Source organism: Phenylobacterium sp. P4_E10, assembly GCF_056401675.1.
In genome coordinates, this window is sequence record NZ_JBFUIW010000003.1 from 327,097 (window position 1) to 351,562 (window position 24,466).

General features: G+C 67.1%; 25 protein-coding genes and 1 tRNA gene. 9 read left to right on the plus strand and 17 right to left on the minus strand.

The window, feature by feature from the left end:
- The first annotated feature begins 1 nt into the window (after nt 1).
- Nucleotides 2–364, plus strand: a complete 363-nt coding sequence (locus AC1DQJ_RS05475) for a DMT family transporter (RefSeq protein ID WP_477601037.1) — start codon at nt 2–4, stop codon at nt 362–364.
- A 217-nt stretch (nt 365–581) separates the two neighbouring features.
- Nucleotides 582–734, plus strand: a complete 153-nt coding sequence (locus AC1DQJ_RS05480; RefSeq protein WP_477601039.1) for a hypothetical protein — start codon at nt 582–584, stop codon at nt 732–734.
- 43 nt (nt 735–777) lie between these two features.
- Here AC1DQJ_RS05480 and AC1DQJ_RS05485 read toward each other — a convergent pair whose 3' ends face one another.
- Nucleotides 778–1,752, minus strand: a complete 975-nt coding sequence (locus tag AC1DQJ_RS05485; protein WP_477601041.1) for a PEPxxWA-CTERM sorting domain-containing protein — start codon at nt 1,750–1,752, stop codon at nt 778–780.
- Nucleotides 1,753–2,122: 370 nt separating this feature from the next.
- Nucleotides 2,123–2,197, minus strand: a tRNA-Lys gene (locus tag AC1DQJ_RS05490).
- 119 nt (nt 2,198–2,316) lie between these two features.
- On the opposite strand from AC1DQJ_RS05490, the gene AC1DQJ_RS05495 reads away from it, so the two are divergent.
- A complete protein-coding gene (locus AC1DQJ_RS05495) occupies nt 2,317–2,901 on the plus strand; it encodes a hypothetical protein (protein ID WP_477601043.1) in 585 nt (194 codons plus the stop codon).
- On the opposite strand, the gene tgt is transcribed toward AC1DQJ_RS05495, so the two are convergent.
- Complete coding sequence (tgt, locus tag AC1DQJ_RS05500) at nt 2,886–4,001, minus strand: tRNA guanosine(34) transglycosylase Tgt (protein WP_477601044.1); 1,116 nt, start codon at nt 3,999–4,001, stop codon at nt 2,886–2,888. The two genes, AC1DQJ_RS05495 and tgt, sit on opposite strands and share 16 nt — an antisense overlap.
- Entirely contained in the window at nt 4,001–5,077 is a 1,077-nt protein-coding gene (queA, locus tag AC1DQJ_RS05505) for a tRNA preQ1(34) S-adenosylmethionine ribosyltransferase-isomerase QueA (protein WP_477601046.1), read from the minus strand. Before queA ends, tgt begins: the two co-directional genes overlap by 1 nt.
- A gap of 63 nt (nt 5,078–5,140) precedes the next feature.
- Between queA and AC1DQJ_RS05510 the strand changes: the two genes are divergently transcribed.
- Together AC1DQJ_RS05510 and AC1DQJ_RS05515 are read left to right on the plus strand one after the other, a co-directional pair.
- Nucleotides 5,141–6,082 (plus strand): endonuclease/exonuclease/phosphatase family protein, encoded by a 942-nt coding sequence (locus tag AC1DQJ_RS05510; RefSeq protein WP_477601048.1) that lies wholly within the window; start codon nt 5,141–5,143, stop codon nt 6,080–6,082.
- A gap of 8 nt (nt 6,083–6,090) precedes the next feature.
- Nucleotides 6,091–7,056 carry an endonuclease/exonuclease/phosphatase family protein gene (locus tag AC1DQJ_RS05515; protein ID WP_477601050.1) on the plus strand — a complete coding sequence of 322 codons (966 nt, stop codon included), beginning with the start codon at nt 6,091–6,093 and terminating at the stop codon, nt 7,054–7,056.
- Here the strand turns inward: AC1DQJ_RS05515 and AC1DQJ_RS05520 are convergent.
- The 7 genes from AC1DQJ_RS05520 to AC1DQJ_RS05550 form a co-directional block, all read right to left on the minus strand.
- Entirely contained in the window at nt 7,048–7,587 is a 540-nt protein-coding gene (locus AC1DQJ_RS05520) for a hypothetical protein (protein WP_477601052.1), read from the minus strand. The two genes, AC1DQJ_RS05515 and AC1DQJ_RS05520, sit on opposite strands and share 9 nt — an antisense overlap.
- A gap of 10 nt (nt 7,588–7,597) precedes the next feature.
- Nucleotides 7,598–8,158 carry an HD domain-containing protein gene (locus tag AC1DQJ_RS05525; protein WP_477601054.1) on the minus strand — a complete coding sequence of 187 codons (561 nt, stop codon included), beginning with the start codon at nt 8,156–8,158 and terminating at the stop codon, nt 7,598–7,600.
- The gene (locus tag AC1DQJ_RS05530) at nt 8,155–8,619 is read right to left on the minus strand and encodes a peptidylprolyl isomerase (protein WP_477601056.1); all 465 of its coding nucleotides are present in this window, start codon (nt 8,617–8,619) and stop codon (nt 8,155–8,157) included. Before AC1DQJ_RS05530 ends, AC1DQJ_RS05525 begins: the two co-directional genes overlap by 4 nt.
- Nucleotides 8,619–9,497: a peptidylprolyl isomerase gene (locus tag AC1DQJ_RS05535; RefSeq protein WP_477601058.1), complete on the minus strand. Its 879-nt coding sequence runs from the start codon at nt 9,495–9,497 to the stop codon at nt 8,619–8,621. Before AC1DQJ_RS05535 ends, AC1DQJ_RS05530 begins: the two co-directional genes overlap by 1 nt.
- Nucleotides 9,498–9,542: 45 nt before the next feature.
- Nucleotides 9,543–10,034: a pantetheine-phosphate adenylyltransferase gene (gene coaD, locus AC1DQJ_RS05540; RefSeq protein ID WP_477601059.1), complete on the minus strand. Its 492-nt coding sequence runs from the start codon at nt 10,032–10,034 to the stop codon at nt 9,543–9,545.
- 122 nt (nt 10,035–10,156) lie between these two features.
- A complete protein-coding gene (locus tag AC1DQJ_RS05545) occupies nt 10,157–10,372 on the minus strand; it encodes a hypothetical protein (RefSeq protein ID WP_477601061.1) in 216 nt (71 codons plus the stop codon).
- Between the two features lie 347 nt (nt 10,373–10,719).
- Nucleotides 10,720–11,250 (minus strand): dihydrofolate reductase family protein, encoded by a 531-nt coding sequence (locus tag AC1DQJ_RS05550; RefSeq protein ID WP_477601063.1) that lies wholly within the window; start codon nt 11,248–11,250, stop codon nt 10,720–10,722.
- A gap of 197 nt (nt 11,251–11,447) precedes the next feature.
- Between AC1DQJ_RS05550 and AC1DQJ_RS05555 the strand changes: the two genes are divergently transcribed.
- Entirely contained in the window at nt 11,448–12,431 is a 984-nt protein-coding gene (locus tag AC1DQJ_RS05555) for an NADP-dependent oxidoreductase (protein WP_477601065.1), read from the plus strand.
- 145 nt (nt 12,432–12,576) lie between these two features.
- Here the strand turns inward: AC1DQJ_RS05555 and AC1DQJ_RS05560 are convergent, their stop codons facing one another.
- From AC1DQJ_RS05560 to gyrA, 5 genes are all read right to left on the minus strand, one after another.
- Complete coding sequence (locus tag AC1DQJ_RS05560; RefSeq protein ID WP_477601067.1) at nt 12,577–13,389, minus strand: c-type cytochrome; 813 nt, start codon at nt 13,387–13,389, stop codon at nt 12,577–12,579.
- A 1-nt stretch (nt 13,390) separates the two neighbouring features.
- A complete protein-coding gene (locus AC1DQJ_RS05565; RefSeq protein WP_477601069.1) occupies nt 13,391–15,016 on the minus strand; it encodes a cbb3-type cytochrome c oxidase subunit I in 1,626 nt (541 codons plus the stop codon).
- Nucleotides 15,006–15,548, minus strand: a complete 543-nt coding sequence (locus AC1DQJ_RS05570; RefSeq protein ID WP_477601070.1) for a cupredoxin domain-containing protein — start codon at nt 15,546–15,548, stop codon at nt 15,006–15,008. The genes AC1DQJ_RS05565 and AC1DQJ_RS05570 overlap by 11 nt, the downstream gene beginning before the upstream one ends.
- Nucleotides 15,549–15,710: a hypothetical protein gene (locus AC1DQJ_RS05575; protein WP_477601072.1), complete on the minus strand. Its 162-nt coding sequence runs from the start codon at nt 15,708–15,710 to the stop codon at nt 15,549–15,551. It abuts the gene before it with no gap.
- A 249-nt stretch (nt 15,711–15,959) separates the two neighbouring features.
- Nucleotides 15,960–18,716 carry a DNA gyrase subunit A gene (gyrA, locus tag AC1DQJ_RS05580; protein WP_477601074.1) on the minus strand — a complete coding sequence of 919 codons (2,757 nt, stop codon included), beginning with the start codon at nt 18,714–18,716 and terminating at the stop codon, nt 15,960–15,962.
- Between the two features lie 84 nt (nt 18,717–18,800).
- Between gyrA and AC1DQJ_RS05585 the strand changes: the two genes are divergently transcribed.
- A complete protein-coding gene (locus AC1DQJ_RS05585) occupies nt 18,801–19,355 on the plus strand; it encodes a superoxide dismutase family protein (RefSeq protein ID WP_477601075.1) in 555 nt (184 codons plus the stop codon).
- Here the strand turns inward: AC1DQJ_RS05585 and AC1DQJ_RS05590 are convergent.
- Nucleotides 19,352–21,016, minus strand: a complete 1,665-nt coding sequence (locus AC1DQJ_RS05590) for a TIR domain-containing protein (protein WP_477601077.1) — start codon at nt 21,014–21,016, stop codon at nt 19,352–19,354. The two genes, AC1DQJ_RS05585 and AC1DQJ_RS05590, sit on opposite strands and share 4 nt — an antisense overlap.
- A 345-nt stretch (nt 21,017–21,361) precedes the next feature.
- Between AC1DQJ_RS05590 and AC1DQJ_RS05595 the strand changes: the two genes are divergently transcribed.
- A complete protein-coding gene (locus tag AC1DQJ_RS05595) occupies nt 21,362–23,476 on the plus strand; it encodes an NAD(P)-binding protein (protein ID WP_477601079.1) in 2,115 nt (704 codons plus the stop codon).
- Between the two features lie 27 nt (nt 23,477–23,503).
- Entirely contained in the window at nt 23,504–24,463 is a 960-nt protein-coding gene (locus AC1DQJ_RS05600; RefSeq protein WP_477601081.1) for an acetoacetate decarboxylase family protein, read from the plus strand.
- Nucleotides 24,464–24,466 lie beyond the last annotated feature (3 nt).

The window sequence follows — 24,466 nt, forward strand, 5'->3', positions numbered from 1 at the left end:
CATGCACTGGAAGGACGTCGTACTGTGCTCGGTCTTCGCCATCGCCCTCCCGGTCGGACAGGTGATGTTCAAGTGGGCGTCGATCTATAACGCCAGGCTCGAAGGGCCCTTCATCCTGCGGGTGGTGCAGAACTGGCCGCTGATCGGCGCCTTCGCCTGGTACGCGGTGACCGCGCTGTTCTGGTTTTACGTCCTGACCAGAGTGCCGCTGTCGAGCGCTTACACGTTCTCGCTGGTTGGATCGGCCCTGGTGCCCCTCGCCGCCTGGCTGATTTTCAAGGAATCCTTCTCCTGGCAGATGGCCCTCGGCTACGGCCTGATGCTGGCCGGGCTGGTGGTGGTCGTCAGCCAGAACCCCGCCTAGCCCAGTCGCCGTGGCGCTAGGTCATCGGCGCTTGCAAACGCGCACGCATATCGCGAGTCATGGCGATATACTCTCGCATACATAGTGGCTACAATCTGTAGGGGGTTCGGACAGTGGGGGCTGTCCAGAGGCGTACCAGATGCCACCAGTGAACTTTCACCTCCACCGAGGATCCGAGGCAGAGCTCCAACAGCTCCGGGCAACCGTCGGGTTTCTGATGATCGCTCTCGCCTGCGCCACGCAGCCGACGCCGACGCCGACCCTCGCCGGTCTGCTCAGCCACTGGCTCAAGCCGCGCCCGCTCAGCCGGGCCGAATTGGACGAACTGGCGTGCGTCTGGACCTTGGGCGCCGAGACGCCTCCTCGCTAGTCCGCAAGCGCCCCAGCCCTGAGGCTGGGGCTTTGCAGCAGTGTCAGCAGACCGGAGCCTCGGCGGCGGAGATCCGACGCCGGCGCAGCATGGCGCCCGTCCCCATGAAACCGCCGACCATGAGCGCCCAGGTGGCAGGCTCGGGAACGGCCGAGACCGGAATTTCGAGGTTCGCCCCGCTGGCGACTTTAAGGCCCGGCGCAAACTCTGCGACCTGCTGCTGGTACTCAGGCGCGATCGTGACGTTGAACGTGTTGGCGGCGTCGGTGACGCCGTTGGCGGTGTGCACGACACCAAGGCGAGTCCAGACGTAGAAGGTCTCGTTGGGAGCCAGGAGGTACGTGGTTTCCGACGTGCAGGACGAGGCGGAAACTGCCAGATATTGCAGAGCCGCGGACGGGCTGCTGTTCGCCACCGCGGGGTTGCCGATGGCCAGCGCCCCGGTGGAGCCGCAGCCCGCGGTGAACTGGCCGAACGCAGGACCGGTCCCGACGGCCGACCAGAGTGCGGCCGACGACGCCGTCTCAAGGGCTGCTGAGGTCGTCACTGCGATCCCGGCGCTCAGTATGCCAAGCGACCCGGTGACCCTATAGTCAACAAGCCCCTGGAACGCGTTGAGCGGGATCAGCATGTTGCTCGTGGAGGTGTTGGTGTAGCCCTGCACCGCCTGAACAAACGCGGCATCCACCCCAATGAACGGATTGCTCCCGAAGCCGACGCTGCGGCTTTCTGAGAACGCGTGAAGCTGAGGCAGGCCGAGCAACCCCTCGCCAGCCTCGGCCCACGCCGAAGCGTTGCCAAAGTAGCCGCCGTTGGTGAGGTGGAGATAGTCGGGCGGGCCGACGGCAGCGCTGTTGAAATCGGTGTCAGCTTGCGTTGACTGTTCACGCGCCAGGATAGCCACGCCGTTCGGTTGACCGCAGGTGACCCCAACCTGACAAACACCAACGGATGCATTGGCGGAACTCCACGTGAGGACTTCGTCCTCAGCGTGAGCGGTGCTGACCCCGGCGGTCATAGCAAGCGCCAGGACACCTGCCAGGACTCCAGTTACTCTTAGATTATCCACCATCTCGACCATCCCCCGTTGCCCAAATAGTCGGGCGTTATTGGTCAAGCTTAGCAGGTCAGCAACCTTGCTCTACAGCCGTCCCCTTAGAGGCGAGTACCTGCACAATTGTCCGAATTACTCAATTCGTAATGGCCATCTGATTTCACGCCCGCGCCGTGAGCCTCGCTGACCGCGCCCATCTGCCGGGCTTACTGCGTCGCAAAATTGCGGTCGGCGGCTTCGAAGGCGGCCGCGGCCTTCGATCCGGAAGTCTAAAGGCGGCGTTTTGCTTACAACCCCAACAACCGGAACGCCCTATCCAGTAAGGCTTGGCTGTTGGTAGGCCGGGTGAGGTTCGAACTCACGACCATTCGATTAAAAGTCGAATGCTCTACCACTGAGCTACCGGCCCCCAGCGCGGCGCGTCGAACGCGCCGGCGAAGAGGCGCGGACCATATGCGGGCGGCCTCGCCTGAGCAAGACCATCGGTCGCGCTTTCCCTCGTTCATCGTGGATGGCAAGCAGGGCCCGATGCGAGCGACTCTCTATCCCCTGCCCTTGCTACTGGCGCTGGGCGCCTGCGTGACCGCCCCGGCCGACGGTTCCGACAAGATCCAGACCACCTCCGACGCCAAGCGCGAGAGCGTAAAGCAGGCCGTGGCTGCGCCGCTGCGCGACGCCAATGTGCTGCGCACCAAGATCCCGGTCGTACTGCTGGAGGCGATGGCCGATCCCTACCAGCGTCCGCCGCACACGGCCTGCGAGGCGATCGCCGCCGAGATCCTGCCCCTGAACGGCGCGCTGGGCGCCGATCTCGACGAGCCGGCGACCAACGAGGACGACCTGATGGAGCGCGGCAGGGACGCGGCGCTGGGGGCCGTGGCCGGCTTCGCTTCCGACGTGATCCCGTTCCGCGGCTGGGTGCGCAAGCTGTCAGGAGCCGAGCGCCACGACAGCCTCGTCACCGCGGCGATCACCGCCGGCGGCGTGCGGCGCGCCTATCTGAAGGGCCTGGGCGAGGCGAACGGCTGCCCACCGCCGGCCACGCCTTCGCACATCCTCACCGGCAGTCCGGTGATCAGCCAGCAGATGAGGCCGCGCTACCCGGTGCGCTGACGGGCCTTGAAGTCGCGGCGGAACTGCTCGAACCGCCCCTCGGCGATCGCCGAGCGCATGGCCGCGGTCAAGGCCTGGAAGTGGGCGATGTTGTGCCACGACAGCAGCACCTGCCCGAGGATCTCCTCGGCCTTCACCAGGTGATGCAGATAGGCCTTCGAATAATAGGACGAAGCCGGGCAGTCGCTGGTCTCGTCCAGCGGGCTGTCGTCCTCGGCGAAGCGCGCGTTCTTCAGATTGATCGAGCCTTCCCAGGTCCAGGCCTGGCCATGGCGGCCCGAGCGCGTCGGCAGCACGCAGTCGAACATGTCGATGCCGCGCGCCACCGCCTCGACCAGGTCGATCGGCTTGCCGACCCCCATCAGGTAGCGCGGCCGGTCCGCCGGCAGCATGGCCGGCGCGTAGTCGAGCACCTCGCACATCGCCTGGTGGCCCTCGCCGACCGCCAGCCCGCCCAGCGCATAGCCGTCGAAGCCGGTCTCGATCAGCCGCTCGGCCGACTCCTTGCGCAGATGCTCGAAGGTTGAGCCCTGCTGGATGCCGAACAGCGCCTGGCCCTCGCGCTCCCCGAAGGCCGCCTTCGAGCGCGCGCCCCAGCGGGCCGAGAGCCGCATGGCCTCGGCGGCGCGCTTCTCCTCCGCCGGCCACGAGACGCACTCGTCCAGCTGCATGACGATGTCGGAGCCGAGCAGGTCGGCCTGGATCTCGATCGAGCGCTCAGGAGTCAGCACGTGCTTGGAGCCGTCGATATGGCTCTGGAAGCGGACCGACTCCTCGGTGACCTTGGCGATCTTCGACAGCGACATCACCTGGAAGCCGCCGGAATCGGTGAGGATCGGCCGGTCCCAACGCATGAAGCGGTGCAGCCCGCCCAGCCGCGCGACCCGCTCGGCGGTCGGCCGCAGCATCAGGTGGTAGGTGTTGCCCAGGATGATGTCGGCCCCGGTCTGCGCCACCTGATCGACGGTCAGCGCCTTGACCGTCGCCGCGGTGCCCACCGGCATGAAAGCCGGGGTGCGGATGTCGCCCCGCGGGGTCTTGAGCACGCCGGTGCGCGCCGGGCCGTCGGTGGCGGCGATCTCGAAGGGGAATGCGGCCACTAGTCGGCCCTCCAGAGCAGGCTGGCGTCGCCGTAGGAGTAGAACCGGTAGCCGCTGGCGATGGCGTGGCCATAGGCCTCGCGCATGGTCGCCACGCCCGCGAACGCGCTGACCAGCATGAACAGGGTCGACTTCGGCAGGTGGAAGTTGGTCATCAGGCCGTCGGCGGCCCGGAACCGGTAGCCTGGGGTGATGAAGATCGAGGTCTCGGCCGCGAACGGGCGGACGACCCCGTCGTCGCCGGTGGCGCTCTCCACCAGTCGCAGCGATGTGGTGCCAACGCAGACGATGCGGCCGCCGGCGGCCTTGGCGGCGTTAAGGGCCTCGGCCGTCCCGGCGTCGACCTCGCCGTACTCGGCGTGCATCCGATGTTCGGACAGGTTTTCGGTCTTCACCGGCAGGAACGTGCCGGCCCCGACGTGCAGGGTCACGAACTGCAGCGTGACGCCCATCGCCTCCAGCCGCTCCATCAGCTGCGGGGTGAAGTGAAGTCCCGCGGTGGGCGCGGCGACCGAGCCCTCTTCGTCGGCGTAGACGGTCTGATAGTCGGCGCGGTCCTGGGCGTCCTCGCCGCGCTTGGCCGCGATATAGGGCGGCAACGGCATGGCGCCACGCTCGGCGACGGCGGCGTCCAGATCAGGACCGGCCAGGTCGAAGGCCAAGGCCACCTCGCCGCCTTCGCCCTTCTCCAGGACGGTGGCGTCCAGCGCGCCCAGCAGGCAAGCGCGGTCCTCCATCTGTCCGAAGTGGATGCGGTCGCCCGGCGCCAGCTTCTTTCCCGGGCGCATGAATGCGCTCCAGCGCGAGGGCGAGAGCCGCTTGTGCAAGGTCGCCTCGACCGCGATGTCGGAGGCCTCGCGCACCCGGCGGCCCTTCAGGCGCGCAGGGATCACCCGGGTGTCGTTGAGCACCAGCACGTCGCCAGCCCGCAGCTGGGCGGGCAGATCGGCGACGCTGAGATCTTCCAGCGGACGGCCTGGACGCACCAGCAGCAGCCGCGCGGCGTCGCGCGGGCTGACCGGCCGCAGGGCGATGCGGTCCTCTGGAAGTTCGAAATCGAAGTCGGCAAGCTGCATGGGCGCGCTTGAAGCGCACGGGCGGGCCCACCCGTCAAGCATCACGGCATGTTACTTCGGGTCATGAGCCTCGCGCGATTCGTTCATCGCCGGATCGTCCTGCCCCTCGGCGTGGGCTGCGCCGGGCTGGCGCTGGCGGCGCAGGGCGGACGCTTCAGCGCTCATCTCGACATCCTGACCCACTTCGCGCCGCTCTATCTGGCCGGCGGAGTAGTGGTCCTGATCGCGGCGCTGTTCATCCCCCGCCGCCTGCCGCCGGCCCTTTTGGGCGCGACGGCGGTGATCTCAAGCCTGGTGCTGATGGCCCCTGAATTCCTGCGCCCCACCAGCCCGCCTGCCCTCGCCGACGCTCCAGGACAGATCAAGCTGATCCAGTTCAACGCCGCCCTGGACACCCAAGGCCTGGAGGAACGGCTGGCCTGGCTGGCCCGCGAAGACCCCGACGTGCTGGTGGTCGAGGATTCGCGCCCGGTGTTCCAGACCGCCGTCGCCCAGCAGATGGGCCGGCGCATGTCCTGCGGCATGACCTGCGAAGTGGCGATCTTCACCCGCTCCGCGCCCGTGCGGATCGAAAGTCCGCGGCGGGGTCAGTATGGGCTCGGTCCCGCGGTCGCCATCGTCCATCTGGCTGGGCTCGGGGGCGAATACACGGTCATCGGGACGCACTTCAACTGGCCGACCAACATCGACTACCAGTACCATAACGGCCTGCGCCTCAAGCAACTGCTGCAGCGGCAGGCGCTGCCCCGCACGATCCTGGCCGGCGACTTCAACTCGACCCCCTGGTCGTTCGTCCGCCGACGCGAGGAGGCGCAGTACGGGCTGGAGCGCCGGACCCGCGCCCTGGCGACCTGGCCGGCCAACGGACGGTTCGGACTGGCCTTCCTGCCCATCGATCATGTCTATGCCGGCTCCGGCTGGCGCACCGTCTCCGTCACCCGCGGCCCGCGGATCGGCTCGGACCACTACCCCGTCATCGCCGTCCTGGCGCCCAAGACTCCCTGACAGGCCGCATGGAACAGATCAGATCCCTCATCGCGGCCCTCATGCTGCTGGTCGCCCTGGTCTGCGCCGGCTGGGCCCTGGCCGCGCATGGCGGGCGCTGGAGCATCCGGCTCGACGTCCTCACCCATTTCGCACCGATGCTGCTGGCGGCGACCTTGCTTCCGCTCGGCTATGGCCTGTTGTTCGAACAGGGCGCGATGCGCGGCGCGTTGGTCGGGCTCAGCGCGCTGGGCGCGCTGGCGGCGGGCCTGCTGATCGCCCCCGAATATTTGCGTCCGCGCAGCGAACCGGCCGCCGCCGACGCGGCGGGCCAGCTCAAGCTGATCCAGTTCAACGCCTGGGGCCGCAACACCCAGCACGGCGAGACCGTCGCCTGGCTCGCCGCCCAGGACGCCGACATTCTGGTCATCGAGGAGGCCAGCAGGATCGGCCCGGAACTGAAGGCGGGCCTGGCCGGCTATCACGCCAGCTGCGCCCGGTGCAGCGTAATGATCTTCTCCAAGGCGATCCCGATCGCCGAGGACGTGCCAGTCGAGGCCGCCGACGACCGTGTCCGCCCGCCGATCGCCGGGGCGACCTTCCGTGACGCGCGCGGCGAGTTCAGCGTGTTCGGCACCCACTACACCTGGCCGATCTACGGCGGCTGGCAGCAGGCCCAGGGCCGGGTGATCGCCCGGCTGCTCGACAAGTTCCCCAATGACCGGCTGATCCTCGCCGGCGACTTCAACTCCACGCCCTGGTCGTTCAGCCGCCGGCGCGAAGACAGGATGTTCGGCCTGGAGCGGCGCACCCGGGCGCTGTTTTCCTGGCCGGCCGGAAAATTCTCGCGCTTGAATTTCGAGATGCCGTTCCCGGTGCTGCCGATCGACCACGTCTACGCGGGCGCAGGCTGGCGCACGGTCAGCGTCAAGCGCGGGCCGAAGCTCGGCTCGGACCACCACCCGGTGATCGTTGTCCTGGCGCCGTCACCGTAAGGCCAGCCGCGCCTTTCGCAGGCGCTCGCGCAGTTCGGTCCGGCGGGCCAGGAAACGGGTCTCGCTGGCGTCGCGGCGGGCTTCCAGCGCCCGCTTCTCCGCCGCGATCTGCGCCAGATCGGCCTCGTGGCGCTGGGCGGCCTCCTCCAGCTCGGCCTCCAGCTCGGCGATCTTGCGCAGCTGGGCCGGCGTCGGTCCCTTCGGACGCCGCGGCGGCGGTGGTGAAGGTGGTGGCTTGAGCGGTGGAGATGGCTTGGCCGACTTGACCGGCGCAGCCTCTTTGGCCGGCGTGGCGAACTTGGGCTTCGCTGGCGTCGGCGGCGGAGCCGCGGCCGGCCGCCTCAGCACCTTTCCGGGCTCGGCCAGCGCCGCCCCGACCAGCTCCGCCTCGTTCGTCTCGCGCGCCCCGCCGGTCTGGAACAGGTCCTGATGGGCGCCCCAGGCGGCCAGCGCCTTGGCGCGAGAGCTTGTGGCGACCACGTAGTCGTTGAAGCCGTCCGAGGTGACGAAGACCTTCAGCCGCGGCGCCACGCTTGCCTCCTCAGCTCAGGCTCGCGAGCTCCCGGGCGAGGTTCTCGCGGGCTTGGGCCTCCAACCAGTCGCGGAAGCCCGGATCGGGGTAGATAACCGGCGCGTCGAGAAAGCGTTGCAGTACTTGGGCGCGTCCGACGCGCCAGGCCTCGTCCGGCACGTGGGCGTACTCGGCGCGCACCGCGACAGCGTAGTCGTCATAGCGCTCGGCCGGAGCCCCGAGGACGGCGAGGTCGATGGAGACCAGCAGTTCGCCCAGCCGATCGCCCTCCTCCACCGTGTGGCCGGCGGTGAGCAGGATGAGGCGCGCGACCTCGTCGCGGGCGTGGATGGTGATGTCGTCGAACTCGCGCAGGTCGGCCTTGGCCATCTGCGCGCTCCTGGCCTCGTTATCGGAGGCCGCGGGGTCATAGACCGCGTCATGCCACCAGATCGCGCAGGTCAGGATCCGGTGCTCGGTTTCGGTCAGGTCGGGAACCTGATCGAGCAGCGCCAGGCACTGCTCGATATGGGCTCGCGTATGGTAGCGGCGATGCGGCTCCGCATACGCCGCTTCCAGGTTCGGCGTCACGCCGCGTCAGACGCGACGCGGGCGGTGACGATCTTGCCAGGCGCGCGCGGCGGCTCGCCCTTGGGCAGGGCGTCGACGGCGTCCATGCCTTCGACCACTTCGCCCCACACCGTGTACTGGTTGTCGAGGAAGGTGGCGTCGTCCAGGCAGATGAAGAACTGGCTGTTGGCCGAGTGCGGGGCCGAGGTGCGGGCCATCGAGCAGACGCCGCGCACATGCGGTTCGCGCGAGAACTCGGCCTTCAGGTTCGGCTTGTCCGAGCCGGACGTGCCGGTGCCGGTCGGGTCGCCGCCCTGGGCCATGAAGCCGTCGATGACGCGGTGGAAGACCACGCCGTCATAGAAGCCTTCGCGCGCCAGCTCCTTGATGCGCTCGACGTGGCCGGGAGCCAGGTCGGGCCGGAGTTTGATCGTCACCGGACCAGTGTCCAGGGTCAGGATAAGGGTGTTTTCCGGGTCCATCACTTCACCTCCGATGGGATTCTGATCTCGCATGCCGTGAAATCGGCCCCCATCCGGGTGCGAACGCTTTCGATCTCCGCCTTGAACCAGGCGCTGCTGGGATCGATCACGCGCACCTTGGGGCGCTCGGCCGCGGGGATATCGGCCAGGACGCGCACCTTGTCCATCTTGTCCTGCGGATCGGCCACCGGTTCGCCGACCTTGATCGCGCGCACCACGTCGAGCCCGGAGATCACCCGGCCCCAGGCGGTGTAGCGCTTTTCCAGCGACGGATAGGCATGGCGCATCAGGAAGAACTGGCTGTTGGCGCTGTCGACGCCCTCGCCGCGGGCCATGGCGGCCACGCCCGGGCAATAGAGCGGCCAGGCCGAGATCTTGCCGTCGGCGGTCATCGCCATCAGCATCGGGCTCTGGCTCATCACCGGCAGCGACTTGATGAAGCCGACCTGGCTGACCGTCTGGTCGGCGGCCTGCACGAAGCCCACATCCGGGCCCAGGCGGAAGATGAATTCCTGCGTCAAGTCCGGCTTGTCGCTGCCGCCGGTGCCCTTGTCTTCCGGGTCGCCGGTCTGGGCCATGAAGTTGTCGATCACCCGGAAGAAGCTGCGGCCGTTGTAGAGGCCGGCGCGCGTCAGTTCCTTCATCCGCTGCACGTGGGCGGGCGCCACTTCGGGCAGCAACTCGACGATGATGCGGCCCTTGTTGGTGTCGATCACCAGCACGTCGTCTGGATTGGGCGTGCGCCAGTCAGCGGCCGCAGGCGCGCCGGGTGCGGCGACTGCCGGCGCCGCCAGGGCGGCGGGTTTCTTCTGGGCCAGGGCGGCGTTCGGCGCCGCGATCGCCAGGACGGCGGCGGCGAGGAGAGAGTTTCGGATCATGGGGTCACTCGTATAGCGGGCGCGGCCGCTTCGCTAGCCTGTCGGTTAGCGGCTGACCTTGGCCATCAAGGCGTCCTTGACGGTCGGGCTGACGAACTTGCTGATGTCGCCGCCGAGGATCGCGATTTCCTTGACCAGCTTGGAGGAAATCGCCTGGTGGCGGGGATCGGCCATCAGGAACACTGTCTCCACCTCGCGGTCGAGCTGCTGGTTCATGGCGGTCATCTGGAATTCGTATTCGAAGTCGGCCACGGCGCGCAGGCCGCGGACGATCACCTGGGCGCCGACTTCGCGCGCATAGTGCATCAGCAGGCCCTGGAACGGCTGGACGATGATCTCGGCCCGGTCGCTCAGGTGGGCGGTGGCTTCACGCAGGATGGCGACGCGCTCTTCGAGCTCGAACAGGGGCCCCTTGCCGGCGTTGATCGCCACGCCGATCACCAACTTGTCGACCAGCTTGACGGCCCGGCCGATGATATCAGTGTGGCCGTTGTGGATCGGGTCGAATGTCCCGGGATAGAGCCCCACACGCGTCATTCGACGTCTCCCCCTGTTGCGGCGCAGCAGGATTTCACCGGCGCCGGCTACGAAAGCAAGTCAAAATCTTGCACCCAACCGATTGATAAACCCGAAGTTGTGCCCGCGCGCGGCTCGCCCCGTCAGCCGCCGGTTTCGTCCACGACGATGGCGACGGTCTTGCCTCGAGATAGCGGCTCCCAGCCCGCCGCGATGGCCGATGCAATGGCTTTCGCCACGAGTTCCGGCGCAATTTGCGAGGGCTGCAGTTGCGGGGCGCCGAACTTGCGCTCCGGGCCCGGCGGGAACTCCAGCACGGCTTCGCGCTTCCCCTCCCGGTGACGCACGGCGATCGCCATGCCGCGCCGCTCCGCAGCGTCGCTGGACCACTGCGGCCGACGGTGAAGCCGCCAGGCATAGGGCTCCCCACCGACCTCGATCTCAAACTCAGGGCTTTGCTTGGTTTTTGCCATGCATGGGAGTTACCCCGGTACGCGCGACCATGCCACCCCGCCCCTTCTGGGCGACGCCTCGCCAGCCTGAATTCACCCTATGCATTGATGGGGACGCGCCGCCCCAAAAACCCGTGCTTCCGCGCGGGCGGACGCGAAGCGGGCTGCGATTCACGACTGAGGCGCGTCTCGACGGGCAGCTCTCCAGCCTGACCAGCGGCTGGATCACCGTCTAGGCCAGCGCGGGAGGCCGTTCAGACCGGCGCGTACGTCAACCTGATCACGTCCTCGCCGAGCAGTTCGTTGGCCACCAGCCGAAGCGGCGGCCGGGGCCCGGCGAAGTACGGCTTGCCGGCGCCAAGCACGACGGGATGGAGGTAGATTCGATACTCATCAATAAGGCCAAGCTCGCCCAGGCTTCGCGCCAGATCGGGTCCGCCGACCTTGATCTCGCCGGTGAGATCAGCCTTCAGACCGCGTATCACCGCCTCGACGTCATCCCCGACGAGCGTGGCGTTGGGACCGACCGACTTTAGCGAGCGCGACACGACCCACTTCGGTTGGCGCCGCCACGCCGCGGCGAAGTCGCGTTCCGGGGCGTCCCACGTAGGATCGTCTTCGTCCCAGTACCGCATGATTTCGTAGAGACGCCGGCCATACACGCTGCCCGTCTGTTCACGCGCTTGCTCGATGAAGTGACGAAAGAGCGCCGGACCCGGCGAAAACCCCATGTGGTCAACATAGCCGTCCAAGGACTGGTTCATTCCGAAGACGAGCTTCGCCATGCTGCAAATCTCCATCCGAGCGTCTTCAGACTACTCCCGCGGCGCAAAAGCGCCACGGTCCGCTCGCCGGCGGCCCGTGGTCGGCCCCTGACCCACCGTGGCGGACCCAAGCCCGCCCAATCCTTTTAGGCGTCCCCTCGCACGTCAGCATGATGTACCGGTGCCCAATCGCAATTCCATAGCGCCCGAGGATTCGCATGCCCCTGACCGACGAAATCCACCTGGTCCGCCGTCCGAATGGCATTCCGACGCCAGCCGACTTCGCTCTGGTTCAGGCTCCGCTGGCTGAGGCGGATGAGGGGCAGGTGCTGGTCGAAGCCCTCTGGATGTCGGTCGATCCCTACATGCGCCCGCGGCTCGACGCCGATCAGCCGCTCAACGCGCCGCTGCTCGGGGGCGGCATCGGACGGGTGGTGCAATCGCGCAATCCGAAGTTTCCGGAGGGCGCCCTGGTTCGGCACGGCGCGGGCTTCCGCAAGCGCTTCATCTCCGATGGCAGGGGCCTCGCCGTCCTGACCCCCGACCCGGAGCTGTCGCTCAGCGTCTACCTTCATGCCCTCGGCGGCACCGGCATCACGGCCTATGGCGGCCTGCTCGACATCGGCGCCCTGAAGGACGGCGAGCAGGTCTTCATTTCGACGGCGGCCGGCGCGGTCGGTTCGGTGGCCGCGCAGATCGCCAAGATCAAGGGATGCTACGTGGTCGGCTCCACCGGCTCGGAGGAGAAGGCGGCCTGGCTGCGCGATGAGCTGAAGCTCGACGCCGTCATCAACTACAAGGCCGCGCCCATCGCCGAGGCCCTGGCTGCGGTCACGCCCAAGGGCATCGACGTCTATTTCGAGAATGTCGGCGGATCGCATCTCGACGCCGCCCTGCCCCGCATGAATGTTCGCGGCCGGATTCCGGTCTGCGGCATGATCTCGATGTACAACGGCGGCGGCGAAGGCGTGCACAACCTCTTCTCGTTGATCTATGGCCGCATCCGCATGGAAGGCTTCGTCGCCGGCGATTTCGGCCATTTGAACGCCGACTTCCTCCGCGACATGACCGGGTGGGTGAAGTCCGGCCAGATCAAGTACGAGGAAACCGTCCTTCAGGGCTTCGAACGCGCGCCCGAGGGCCTGATCGGCCTCTTCAAGGGCGAGAACCTCGGCAAGATGCTCATCCAGATCGCCGACTAGCGGTCAGTTCGAGCCGGCGCAGCCAGCCCTGCGCCGGAGCTGGGGTTACGGCCGAGAAGTGGACGCCACGTCCGACCCTCTTGCGACGTCGTCCCGGTGACGGGCCGCCGCCTGACCCGGCTCCGCGTATGCACCCGAAGCGACCTCAGTAGCCGCCCTGATAGGCCCGGGCGACCTGGGCGATCTCGGCGTCTGTCAGGCGCTCTGAAATGTCTCGCATGCGGCGGTAGACGTCGTTGCGGCGCTGCCCAGTCTTGTAGGCGTGCAGCTGGCGCTCAATGTACTCGGAGTTCTGCCCCGAGAGGACGGGCGCTTCGGGCGGCCCTCCCACCCCGCGCGCATGGCAGCTCTCGCAAGGCGGTATCTGACGGGCTGGATCGCCGCGATGGATCAAGTCCGACACGCTGCCTTCGGCGCGAATGGTGGCTTCGCCCAAGGCGGAGCCGGCCAGTTGATTGCCGTAGTATGCGGCGACCTCGGCCAATTGAGGTTCGCTGAGTTCCCTGGCCACGCGGGTCATATCAGGATGGATGCGCGCACCGGACCTATAGTCGGAGAGCTGCTTGTAGATGGCCTCAGGCGACTGTCCGGCGAGCTTCGGGAAATCGGCGCTGACGGTCAGGCCGTCCTCTCCGTGGCAATTGGCGCAGTTGGCCGCAGCCAGCGATGCGCCCGGCCGCGCGTCGGCTCGGGCCAGGATCGCCAGCGTTTCCGGCGTCCATTTAACCTGTGAGACCGGCGCCGCCTTCGCATTGCTGGTGGGCTGCGGCTGAGCTGGCGTCCCTGGGCTGAGGCCGACCGCTCGACAGATGGCTGTCCACGCGTCGATGTTGGCGTTGGGCGCCTGAGCGACAGGCAGGATGACCAGACCGACGATCACTGAGAACGCCAGGACTCCAGCCACGACGCCGCCAGCGGCTAGAAACCAGCGACGGTCTTCCTTTTGCTCGTCGGACATCTCAGCCCCCCGACAGCGGATGCACCATCGCGCCCGGGGATGCGTTGGTGAAGAACTGGAGGATCGGGTAGCCGTAGGCGGCTGCCATCAGGACAGCGACGAGGATGTTCCACAGCAGGAACCCGTTCAGCACGGCAGGCACCCGATGGGGAGGATGAGCCGCCAGGGCATAGGTGTAGCCGCGCGGAGCGTCATGCCGCTCCGTCGCGCGGGTCGGGATGAGGTTCCAAACGAACAGGCCGGCGCTCACCAGAAGCATGACGCCGCCTGCCAAGGACACGACGACCCACGGCCCCCAGGGCGCGACGTTCGGATCGGTGTAGTCGAACGTGGCGACACGCCGCCACTGCCCCTGAAGACCGAGGAAGTGCCAGGGAATTGTCATGACCATCATCCCTATGGTCCACAGCCAAAGCTGCAGGCGCTGGAGGAACGCCGAGCGGAACTCGCGAAGGGTCAGGCTTGGCCAGATCTCATAGATGATCGCGAAGTACATGATCACCACGGTGCCGCCGAAGATGAGGTGGAAGTGGGCGGTCACCCAGGACGTGTTGTGCACCATGGCGTTCATGCCATAGCTCATGTTGATCAGGCCGCCGCCGCCGCCAAACCACAGCATGAAGAACGCCAGCCCGGTCGCCAGCACCATCGGCCGTTCCCAAGGCAGCGCCTTGATCCAGCCGAACAATCCCTTGCCGCCGCGTAGTCGGCCGGCCAACTCCATGGAGGCGCCGATAGTGAAGACGGTCAGAAGCGTCGGCACCGACACCAGCGCTGTCAGGGACATCTGGATGAACTTGAATCCGGTGGAATGCTCCGGGTCCATGAAGAGGTGATGCATGCCGACCGGCAGGCTGTAGAGCAGGAAGAGGACGAAGGTCAGCCGCCCCATCAAATCGCTGTAGAGCCTGCCGCCCGCGGCCCGTGGGGCCATGGTGTAGAAGGCGACGTAGGCCGGGATCAGCCAGAAATAGACGATGGCGTGCAGGGTCCACGAGAAAAGGGTGCGCGACAGGCCCACGTCGATCGTCTGCGTCCAGCCCAACGTCGCCGGGATGATCTGGAAGACGATCTCAGCCGAGACGCCGACCGTGGTCCACAGCCACATCACCGCATTGGCGACGGTCGCGTACATGGCCAGCGGGACCGGAACGCCCGGATGGGCCCGCTTGAACTGGCCCATGGCGAAGAGCATCAGTCCGCTCCAAATCCATGACCCGGCGACCACCAGGACCAAGCCGACATAGAACCAGATTGTTGCGAGCAGCGGCGGGTAGAAAGTGTAGAGAACCGAGGCTTGGCCGGCCCCGATCGACAGCACGGTCATGACGACCCCAACGACGCCCATGCAGAACGCCGCCCAGGCCCATCCCTTCGCCGGCAGCTCACGCTTCAGCGCCGTTTCGGCGACGTAGTAGCCGAACCCCATGATGAAGAAGGTCGTGAGCACGTAGGCCATGGAAACGCCGTGGGCCGTGACCGCCTGATAGTAGCGCTCAGGGATATTCTGCGGGGCCGCAAGCGGACTGCGCACCCACATCTGCCAGACGCCCAGCACACAGGCGGCGAGGAAGGTCACGAAGGCCAGCCAGAAATGCGCCAGGATCAGGCGTCGATTAACGGGCACAGGCCACCCTCCCGTCCGGCCCTGGCCGGAACTCGGCCTTGGGGACAACCCTGACCGTGGCGAGCATCTCGCTATGACCGAGTCCGCAATATTCATGGCAGGGCATCAGGAGGTCGCCGGTCTTGCGGAACGTGGTGTGGACCTGGGCGACATATCCGGGCACCACCATGGTGTTCACGTTCGTCCCGGACACTAGGATGCCGTGGATGACGTCTGGGCTGGAGAACCGAAGGGTCACCGGCGTGTCGGCCGGCAGCACCACGCAGCGCGGTACAAAGGCGAACTGGGTGGCGACAATGCGCGCCGTGATCTGGCCGTTTCGCTCAACCCTGGAGCCGAGATTGGCTTCGGTGAACTCGGCGGACAGGTGGAGGCCCTGTGGGCTTAGACGCTCGACGTTGCTCGGCGGATTTATATGCATCGCGACGCCGGCGAAGATGATCGCCAGCATGATGACCGAAACCACGCCCAGCGTGATCAGGCCCCAACGCAATTCCGACTGAGCGATCTCCTGTTCGGTTACGCCGGACATCTAGCCAACCGAGCCGCGAGGGAGGAAGACGAAGACATACATCGCCACCCACGCAATCATCAGCAGGGCGACCGTCAGGCCCGCCAGTGCGAAGGCCCCCTTCGGCGTGTCGCGCAGCGCCTCGCGCAACGCTTCGTCGTCGATCACGTCATCGGCGTCCATTCCCTGGTCTCCGGCGTGCTGACGGTGAATGGGAACGCAACTGTCGCTGATGGTGAGTCACGACGACCAATCTGACCGCCTGAAACCGCCACCGTCACAGTCGTACTTGCACCCGGCCAGCATGCTGAAGCGCGTCGACGGCGGCTATCGGGTCGTTACCCTAGACCTTGCTGAGAGCGCCGGGAGCGCGCGCCGATTGCCGACGCGCTGAGCGGCGCCGGCCCCGCTTGCGACCGTGCGCGGCGGAAACTATTCCGCCGCGCCCTCTTCGACCTCGTCCTGGTCGTCGTCGCCGCCGCCCTGGCCTTCCAGCCGCTCGACCGAGACCACGTGCTCGTCCTTGCCGGTCCGGAAGATGGTCACGCCCGAGGTGTTGCGGCCGACCATGCGCACCTGCTTCACCGGCGTGCGGATCAGCTGGCCCTGATCGGTGACGAGCAGGATCTCGTCGTCCTCCTCGACCGGGAAGGAGGCGGCGAGCTTGCCGCCCTTCTTGGTCAGGTCCTGGGCCAGCAGGCCCTGGCCGCCGCGGCCGGTGCGGCGGAACTCATAGGCCGAGGTCCGCTTGCCGAAGCCTTCGGTGGAGACGGTGAGGATGATCTCCTCGGCCGCGCCCAGTTCGACGTAGCGGTCGGGGCTGAGGGTCAGATCCCCGCCTTCGGCCTCTTCCTCGTCCGGCGCCGGCGCGTCCTCGACCTCTTCGCCGGTGGCCCGGCGCAGGGCGTTGGCCTGCTTGACGTAGGCGGTGCGTTCGGCGGGCGAGGCCTCGACCGAGCGCAGGATGGCCATCGAAATCACGCTGTCGCCGTCCGCCAGGCGGATGCCGCGGACCCCGGTGGAGTCACGGCCGGCGAACACGCGCACCTCTTCGGTCGCAAAGCGGATGCAGCGGCCCAGCGCGGTGGTCAGCAGGATGTCGTTCTGCTGGGCGTTGCAGAGGCCGACCCCGATGATCGAGTCGCCCTCGTCGAGCTTCATGGCGATCTTGCCGTTGCGCTTGATGCCCTGGAAGTCCGATAGCTTGTTCCGGCGCACGCCGCCCGACTTGGTGGCGAACATGACGTCGGACTGGGCCCAGGCGGCCTCGTCTTCCGGCACCGGCAGGATCGAGGTGATGCTCTCGCCCGGCTCGATCGGCAGCAGGTTGACGAACGCCTTGCCGCGCGAGGTCGGGGTGCCGACCGGCAGGCGCCAGACCTTCAGCTGGTAGACCTTGCCGCCCGACGAGAAGAACAGCATCGGCGTGTGGGTGTTGGCCGAGAACACGCGGGTGACCGCATCCTCGTCCTTGGTCGACATGCCCGAGCGGCCCTTCCCCCCCCGATGCTGGGTGCGGTAGGTCGCCAGCGGCGTACGCTTCACATAGCCGCCGTGGGTCACGGTGATGACCATGTCCTCGCGGGCGATCAGGTCCTCGTCCTCGACGTCGGCGTCGCCATCGACGATCTCGGTGCGGCGGGGCACGGCGAAGGCGGTGCGCACGGCGACCAGTTCCTCGCGGACGATGGCCATGACGTTGTCGCGCGACGACAGGATAGTCAGGTGGCCCTGGATGGTGTCGGCCAGCTCGCGGGCCTCGCCGAAGATCTCGTCGCGGCCCAGGCCGGTCAGGCGCGACAGGGTCAGGGCCAGGATCGCCCGGGCCTGCTCTTCCGACAGCCGGATCAGCGCCTTGTCGATCACCAGGGTGCGCGGGTCGGCGATCAGCTCGACCAGCGGCAGCATGTCGCTGGCCGGCCAGTCCTTGGCCACCAGTCGCTCGCGCGCCTCGGCCGGGTCCTTCGAGGACCGGATGATGTGGATGAACTCGTCGATGTTGGCGACGGCGATGGCCAGGCCGACCAAGACGTGGCCGCGGTCGCGGGCCTTGGACAGCTCGAACTTCACCCGGCGGACGACGACTTCCTCGCGGAAGTCCACGAACGCCACGATCAGGTCGCGCAGGTTCATCTCGCGCGGGCGGCCGCGGTCGAGCGCCAGCATGTTGACGGCGAACGACGATTGCAGCGGCGTATAGCGATAGAGCTGGTTCAGGACGACGTCGGGCGAGGCGTCGCGCTTCATCTCGATGACCACGCGCATGCCGTCGCGGTCGCTCTCGTCGCGCAGGTCGGCGATGCCCTCGATCTTCTTCTCGCGCACCAGCTCGGCGATGCGCTCGACCATCGCGGCCTTGTTCACCTGGTATGGGATCGAGTTGATGATGATGGCTTCGCGATCCTTGCGAAGCTCCTGGATCTCGGCCTTGCCGCGCATGATCACCGAGCCGCGCCCGGTCATCAGCGCATTGCGCGCGCCCGAGCGGCCGATGATCTCGCCGCCGGTCGGGAAGTCAGGGCCCGGCACGATGTCCAGCAGGGCGTCGAGCCCGATCTCCGGATTGTCCACATAGGCCAGACAGGCGTCGACCACTTCGCCCAGATTGTGCGGCGGGATGTTGGTGGCCATGCCGACGGCGATGCCGCCGGCGCCGTTGACCAACAGGTTGGGGATCCGCGACGGCAGAACCACCGGCTCCTGCTCGGTGCCGTCGTAGTTCTCCTTGAAGTCGACGGTGTCCTTGTCGAGGTCGGCCACCACCATCATGGCGGCCTTGCTCATGCGGCTTTCGGTATAGCGCATGGCCGCCGGCGGATCGTTGTCCACCGAGCCGAAGTTGCCCTGGCCGTCGATCAGCAGCAGCCCCATGGAGAACGGCTGCGCCATCCTCACCATAGTAAAGTAGATCGAGGCGTCGCCGTGCGGGTGATACTTACCCATCACGTCCCCGACCACGCGGGCCGACTTCACATACGAACGGTCGGGCGTGTGGCCCTGCTCGTTCATAGAGAACAGGATGCGACGGTGCACGGGCTTGAGGCCGTCGCGCGCGTCCGGCAGGGCGCGGCTGACGATCACGCTCATGGCGTAATCGAGATACGAGCGCTTCAGCTCGTCTTCGATGGCGATAGGGGCAATGCCCCCACGCCGATCATCGTCCGGCGGGGTGTGGGTTTCGTCGTTCAAAGGGAGGATTTAGCCGTATTGGAATCGGACACAAAGCTAGGTTCAGTTGTTACCACCCGCCGGCCTTCAGGCCAAACTTTCGAAATGATCCGAACCCAGGTGCTGGAACTCATGAGATATGCCGTCGTCGCGCTCGCCGCCACCCTTTTCGCCAACTCGGCGATCGCCGCGGACGCCCCTGCCAACCAACGGATCGAACTGAAGAATTCCGCCGGCGCGGTAATCGGTTCGGCGACCCTGACCAATGCGCCCAAGGGCGTGCTGATGCGCGTGGAACTGAAGGGCGCCCCGACCGGCTGGCACGGTTTGCACTTCCATGAAAAGGGCGATTGTTCGAAGTCGGACTTCACGTCGGCCGGCCCGCACGTCCATGGCGGCCCCACCGCGGTGCACGGCCTGCTCAATCCGGCGGCCAACGAGGCCGGCGATCTGCCCAACATCTTCGTCGCCGCCGACGGCGCGGCCAACGCCGAGATCTTCTCGACCTTCGTCTCGCTGGGCGGCGTCGATGGTCGCCAGGACCTGACCGACAAGGACGGCTCGGCCCTGGTCATCCACGCCAACGCCGACGACCACGCTACCCAGCCGATCGGCGGCGCCGGCGCGCGCATCGCCTGCGGCGTAATCTCCGGCGGCTAGGCCGACCCGTCCCACAGAGCTCGCAGCTGGCTAAGGAACGCCTCCTGCGAGCTCCCGCCCGCGTGGGCGCGGCCGAACCGCAGCTCCCACATCGCCAGCGGCGTATCCGGCTCCAGCCGGCGCGCCCGCGCCAAATAGGACGCCGCCTCCTCCAGGCGCCCGAGTTGGCCGCAGCAGACCGCCTTGCCGATATTGGGGCCGGCGTTGTCCGGCGTCAGCGCCAGGGCCGCGTCGTAGGCGTCCGACGCCTCGTCCCAGCGCCCGGCCCGAATGTGGGCGCAGGCGCGCCATCCGTACGAGATCCAGATCGTCGGATTGGCGGGCGCCAACTGCAGTTCCCGCTCGAAATAGGCGATCGACTCTTCGGCTCGGTTGAGCAGCACCGCAGCCATGCCGCAGGCGAAATAGCCGAACTCGTTGTTAGGGTTGAGGGCGACCGCGCGCTGGCCCGCCGCCAATCCCTCCTCCGGAAACCCGATCGCCGACAGCGCGCCCGAGGCGGTGGACATCACCACCGGGTCGTCGGGCTCCAGCGCAATGGCCTGCTCGGCCAGCCCGCGGATGCGCTGCGCCTCGGCCTCGTTGTCGGGGATCGCCTGATTGTAGAGGATGGCCTGCGACTGGGCCAGCAGCGCCACCGCCAGCCCATAGTCCGGGGCGATCTCGACGGCGTTCTGCGCCTCCGCGATCGCCGCCATCAGCGCCGGGCCGGTCATCTTGCGATAGGCCGCGATCGACCGCATCACCGCCTCCCAGGCGGTCAGGTCGCCCGGCTTGCGGAGCGCGCGCTCGATCTCCAGCCGGTGAGCCTGTGTGCGCAGATTGGCCGCGACCTCGAGAACCAGCTCTTCCTGCAGGTTCGCCAGCTCATCCAGCGGCCGGTCGAACTTCTGCGTCCAGAGGATGTTGCCGCTCGAGGCGTCGACCAGCTGGGTGGTGACTCGCAGGTCCCGCCCGACCCGCCGAATATTGCCTTCCAGCACGTAGCGGACGCCCAGCTGCCGGGCCATGGCTTCCAGGTCCGGGACCGCGCCATTGCGAAAGCGCGCGGTGACCGAACTGGCGATCACCCCCACGTCCACGCCTTGCGACATGGCGTCGATGATGTCCTCGACCATCCCGAACGCGAACACGTCGTCTTCCTGCAGGCCCGAGCGGTTGGTGAACGGCAGCACCGCCAGCGAAGGCGCCCCGCCGCGCTTGCCGCGCTTTGCGACGACGGGCTCCGGCGTGGGAACCGGGTCGCGCTCAGCTCGCGCGGGCCGCGCCTCCTTCTCGACGAACCGCCGCACCTCGGCGACAAGGCTACGCCAGATCGCGTCGTCGGCGGCGCCTTTCCAGTGGGCGAGATCTGCCGTCTGGGTCAGTTCGAACATGATCGGCCGCTCGCAGGGCTCGATCATCACCGGGATCAGGGTCTTGTTGCGGTCGGCCAGGGTGGCCTCGGCCCGCACCCATCGTGAAACTACCGACTTCTGCGACCACAGCACGACCACGGCCCGGGCCGTCCTAAGGGCGTTCTCGGTGACCTCGTCATAGGCCTCGCCCGGCCGCAGGGTGACATCCCACCAGACGTCGAAGCCCTCGGTGACGAACGCCTCGGCGAACCAACGGGCCGTCCCCTGATCTTCGCGGTTATAGGACAGGAAGATGTCTGGCATGGCGCTCCGTGCCTCACCCAACAATGGAGTACTGAAACGGCGTCGCAAAGCCACGATGTGAGCGTCACAAGACGTATTCGCACCGCCCACAACCTGAAGTGACTGACACCCATGCGCTGAGCCGATTTCGTTTTCGGCCCGCCGGTTCATCGTAGTCAGCGCTGAAGCTCGAGCGCAATGAATAGCCATTAGCCTTGTCATGTCGCTGAAAAGGTGTCGCTATTTAACTGGCGCTTTCTAGCCCGGTATTCGATTAAGCCCTGCGTCATCCGTCGGCGAACTTTCCACGGAACCATCTGGGCCTGAGTGACAGTACGGTCGTCATCAGCTTTCCCGGATGGACAAGTGACACCGAACAACAAGCAGAGAATTGCAGTACTGGGCGGCGGCGTCGGCGCGCTTTCGGCTGCGTTCTACCTGACTGAACAGCCCGGCTGGTCGGACAAGTACGAGATCACGCTCTACCAGCAGGGCTGGCGCCTAGGCGGCAAGTGCGCCAGCGGCCACGACATGCGGCCAGGCTACGGCGCCCGCATCTATGAGCATGGTCTGCACATCTTCGCCGGGTTCTACGATCAGGCCTTCGACCTGCTGCGGCGGGCCTATGACGAGCTTGACCGCCCCGACCATCATCCCAACCAGGGCGTCTGGGACTCGTTCACGCCCGAAGACAACATCACCCTGGTGGATCGCTCCGACCCGAAGCGCCCCGACCTGATGTGGTACATGGACCTGCCGCCCAACGACGATGTCCCGGGCGAGGACCTCACGTCGGCCCCGCTGATCGTGATGATCCAGCGGATGGTCGGCATGCTCATCCACATCTCGCCGGCCAAGACTGTCAGCAAGCCCTCGCCCCCACCCCCCTCCAGCCACGGCTGGTCGGTCTTGCTCGGCGATGCGGCCCATCTGCTGGGCGCCTTCATCCGCAAGACCCGGGACGAGCTGGAGGTGATGGCCGCCGAGTTCGGGCTGCACCAGTTGGTCCACCTGCTGGACGAGCACATGCGCGCCGTCCGCGCGGATTCCAACGCCACGGTGGCGACTGAGCGCTTCCTGCTCTCGGCCTTTCTGGTCCAGACCATCATCTACGGCGTCGCCGCCGACGACGTCATGGAGAAGGGCTACGACGCCATCGACACCTACGAGTGGAGCGAGTGGCTTCACAAGAACGCGGTCACGGTCGGCAGGAAGTTTCCGGTCTGGGGAGATCCTGAAGCCCGCGCCGACGAGCTGCTGAACTGGGCGCCTGTCGCCACCATGTACGACTACGTGTTCGGCTTCGGCGGCGGCGGTGACACCAGCCTGCGCAGCTTCGCCGCCGGCACGGCCCTGCGCTCGGGCATGCTGATGATCTCCTACAAGGGCCACTTCTTCTGGAAGATGCGCGGCGCCATGGGCGACGTGGTCATCGCCCCGATCTATCTGGCCCTGCGCAAGCGCGGCGTGAAGTTCGCGTTCTTCAGCCGCATCACGGCGCTCAACATCGACCCCCAGGCGGCGCAGATCGCCTCCATCGACTATGTCGAACAGGCCCAGCTGAAGAACCCGCAGCAGGAATACGCGCCGCTGATCGAGGTCCCCATCCCGGGCTGGCCGGAAGACCTGCCCCTCGAAGGCTGGCCCGCTGAGCCGCTCTGGGACCAACTGGAGGGCGGCGAGGCCCTGCGCGGCCGCGACTTTGAAGCCGACAACAAGGATGCGCCCGGCGCCGGCGACACTCCGAAACAACTCAAGCTGGGGACCGACTTCGACAAGGTCGTGATCGGGATTTCGGTCGGCGGGCTCAAGCAGGTCTGCGCCAGCTTCCCGGCCCGACTGCCCAAGTCCAACTGGGGCCCGATGTTCGGCGCCCTGACCCTGACGCGCACCTGCGCGATGCAGATCTGGCTGACCCGCACCATGGACGACCTCGGGTGCAAGGGGTCCGATCGCACCCTCGCCGGGTCTGACCAGCCCTACAGCGCCTGGTCGGACATGTCGCATCTGCTCTCGCGAGAGATCTGGAACGGCGCAATCCGCCCCCGCTCGGTCGCCTACTTCTGCGGCCAGTTGCCAGGACCGGAGAACGGCGCCCCCGCCAACCAGAAGGCCTACGACCTGGCGGTGAAGTGGCTGGCGGCCGACAGCCGGATCTACTGGCCGCGAGCCACATCGGCGGCCAGTCCCTACGGGCTCGACCCGCTACTGATCTACGACCCCGAGCCGGGCGCGCCCGGCGACGTACTGACCCGCCAGTACATCCGCGCCAACTGCAATCCGTCCGATCTCTACGTCCAGTCGCCGAAGAACAGCGTCTACACCCGGATGGACGCCAACCAGTCGGGCTTGGACAACCTTTTCCTCGCTGGCGACTGGACCCTCAACGGCCTGAACTCCGGCTGTGCGGAAAGCGCGGCTCGGAGCGGCGCGCGCTGCGCCCAGGCGATCGCCGGCGTCCTGCCGCCCTACGTCCCATGACCCTCGCGACATGAAGGACCGCCCCGAATGACCGCGCTGCCCCCCTATGTCGTCAACGGCAACCTCTACGACGCCCTGGACTCCGTGCAGCTGTGCGACGTGGTCATGCACATGTTTTGCGTGAAGGCCGACGAGACCAAGCTCCAGGCCTGGCTCGACAAGACCTTCGCCACGCCCTCGGGCGGCGCGGTCCGCTACCGGGCCCTGGGCGACAGGGTGTTCCTGGGCGTCGCCGAGATCGGCAAGCTCTACACCATCCACGGCGAGGACAAGGGCTATACCAGCGAGATCGACATCACGATCTGGATCCTGGCCCAGCGCGAGGATGACGGCCTGTTCTCACTGCGCTGGATCCCGGCCTACCTGTTCGTGGACTCCGGGCCCGCCCTGGTCAGCGGACGCGAGGTCTGGGGCTTCCCCAAGCAGCTCGGCCGCTTCGACTTCAGCCCGCAGAACCCCGACCGCGCCGCCGCCCGGACCTTCAACGCCGACGGCTGGGTGGTCAGTCCGTTCAGCGCCAGCAGCCCGGCGCGCTGGGCGCCGATGTTCGAGGTCCGGCCGGCCGCCAGGACGCCGCCGCGCAAGGGCGATGTGCTGGGGAGCCTGGAGGCCCTGGCCGAGAAGACTCTCGAGCGGCTGACTGGCGGCTTCACCTCGATCGCCGGGCGCCTGCAGGCGGCCATGGGCGCCGGCGACATGACCATGGCCTTCCTCAAGCAGTTCCCGGACGCGGCCGTCCCCACCACCGCCTGCTACCAGGCCGTGGTCGAAGCCGTCGCCAAGGTGAACAAGTTGCGCGGTTCCGGCCTCACCAACGACGACTACGAACTGCGCATCATCACCTACGACAGCCATCCCTATCAGGATGAGCTCGGCATCTCGTCGGACTGGCAGGAAGTGGGTCAGGGCATATGGATGGATTTCGACTTCCAGCAGAACCTGGGCGCCGAGGTCTGGCGGGCGTCGGCGCTGAGCAAGACCAGCTAGCCC